This window comes from Arthrobacter sp. H14, from assembly GCF_000520495.1.
In the GTDB taxonomy this organism is placed as follows: Bacteria; Actinomycetota; Actinomycetes; order Actinomycetales; family Micrococcaceae; genus Arthrobacter_C.
In genome coordinates this window covers 1-1956 of the sequence record NZ_KI914639.1, presented here as the reverse complement: position 1 = coordinate 1956, position 1956 = coordinate 1, and the positions used below count along the sequence as shown (strand labels likewise).

Below are 1956 nucleotides of genomic sequence, written 5' to 3'. Positions count from 1 at the left end.
GCCGCCGGCTCCGCCGGAGACGCGGGAGCCGCGGGTTCGGCGGGTTTCGCGGGTTCTACTGGTTCCGGCGAGCAGTGGACTCCGGACCTGTTGACCTTCGGAAAGGTTATCGGCGGCGGAATGCCGGTTGCAGCCCTCGGCGGCCGCTCCGACGTGATGGATTACCTGGCTCCGACCGGACCCGTCTACCAGGCGGGAACGCTGTCCGGTAACCCGATCGCCATGGCCGCCGGTGTCGCGACCCTGACGGCAGCGGACGAGGCCGTCTACTCCACGATCAACGCGCGCTCGCAGCAGCTCTCGGCCGAACTGGGCTCTGCCCTCGACGGTGCCGGTGTCGACCACAGCATCCAGCGTGCGGGCAATCTATTCAGCGTCGCCTTCGGTACCTCGCAGACCGGCGTCCACAACTACGAGCAGGCACAGTCCCAGCAGGCGTACCGCTTCGGACCGTTCTTCCACTCCATGCTCGAGTCGGGCGTTTACCTGCCGCCGTCGGTCTTCGAGGCGTGGTTCCTTTCGTCCGCGCATGACGATGCCGCGATGGAGCGCATCCTCTCCGCCCTGCCTGCCGCAGCGAAGGCCGCCGCAGCAGCACAACCGGCTCAGTAGGTCAGCCGGGCGCCTTGGTAATCCGGGCCGCCCGGCTAAACCAGTCGGTGGGAACACGCCGACAACGGCCCTAAGCCGCGAGAGCGGTGCTGGGCAGCACCGTTTTGGCGGCCCAACACCGTTCTCGAACGAAAACAGTACCGCCCGGCAGCGCCGGTGCGTTCTAGAACGCCGGGCTGACGTCCCCGTTCGGCCACTTCTCCTGGATGAACTTCTTCACCTCGGGGCTGTGCAGCCATTCCTCCAGCTGGGCGATCCGCGCGTCATCGCCGGAGTCCGCGCGCCAGGCGAGGAAGTTGGCGTACGGGTTGTTTTTGACTTCTTCCACGGCCAGTGCCTCCGAGGTGCTCAGGCCAGCTTCCAGAATGAAGTTGCCGTTGATGATGGCCAGATCCACGGTCGGGTCCTGCACGTCATTGAGCAGCAGTTCCGGCGCGTTCTCGGAGAACTCCAGACCCTTCGGATTCTGCTCCTCGGTCAGGGTCAGGACCGACGCGTCGTCCGGGACATTCTCCAGCAGGCCCTGGGTTTCCAGCAGCTTCAGCGCACGGGCCTGGTTGGAGGGGTCATTGGTAATGGCGACCTTAGCTCCATCGCCGATGCCGGAGATGCCGTCGTGCTGTTCGGAGAAGGCGGCGTAGGGCTCAATGTGGACGCCTTCGCCGTGCTCAAACTCGTAGCCCTTGGTCTCAACCTGCTCTTCAAACCAAGGAAGGTGCTGGTAGAAGTTGGCGTCCAGTGAACCATCGCTGAGGGCGGTGTTGGGCGTCTGGTAGTCGGTGATCTGCTCGATTTCGAGCGTCAGACCGGACTCCGGTGCGAGCTCCTTGTTCACGAATTCGAGAATCTCGGCGTGCGGGACAGGGCTTGCTCCCACCTTGAGGGTGACCGGATTTTCCGGGTCCAGGGTGGTTACGGCGCTGGAGGCAGAGGAATCTCCGCCGCAAGCCGTCAGCGCCAGCGCAGCGGCGAAGCCGCCCGCGAGAATGGTTAGTGCTTTACGCATCGAGTGCGTTCCTTTCGATAATCCCGGCGCCCATGGCTAGTGGTGCCGGTGTTGTTGCAGCTAGTGTCCTGATTCGTTAATTCGTTTCAGGTATCTGGCGATGGAGGCGAGGATGTCTTCGGCGGTTTTGGTCCAGATGAAGGGCTGTGGATCCACGTTCCAGGCCTTCACCCAGCTGCGGAGGTCTTTCTCGAGGGCTTGCACGCTGCGGTGATCAGAACGTTGCAGTAGGTCCCGGGTCACTTCCGCGAAGACACGCTCGACCTGGTTGATCCACGACGAGTACGTCGGGGTGAAGTGCATGTGGAACCGTGGGTGCTTCTCAAGCCAGTTCTTCA

General features: G+C 63.4%; 3 protein-coding genes. 1 reads left to right on the top strand and 2 read right to left on the bottom strand.

Annotated features, from left to right (window positions below; translation table 11 throughout):
• Positions 1-612 (top strand): aminotransferase class III-fold pyridoxal phosphate-dependent enzyme (locus tag Y707_RS23870; RefSeq protein WP_155852768.1); only part of this gene is annotated, 612 nt, incomplete at its 5' end.
• Positions 613-775: 163 nt separating this feature from the next.
• On the opposite strand, the gene Y707_RS0105805 is transcribed toward Y707_RS23870, so the two are convergent.
• Positions 776-1618 carry a MetQ/NlpA family ABC transporter substrate-binding protein gene (locus Y707_RS0105805; RefSeq protein WP_026534367.1) on the bottom strand — a complete coding sequence of 281 codons (843 nt, stop codon included), beginning with the start codon at positions 1616-1618 and terminating at the stop codon, positions 776-778.
• 60 nt (positions 1619-1678) lie between these two features.
• On the bottom strand, positions 1679-1956 hold a 278-nt coding region (locus tag Y707_RS23865), incomplete at its 5' end, for a transposase (RefSeq protein ID WP_035780551.1).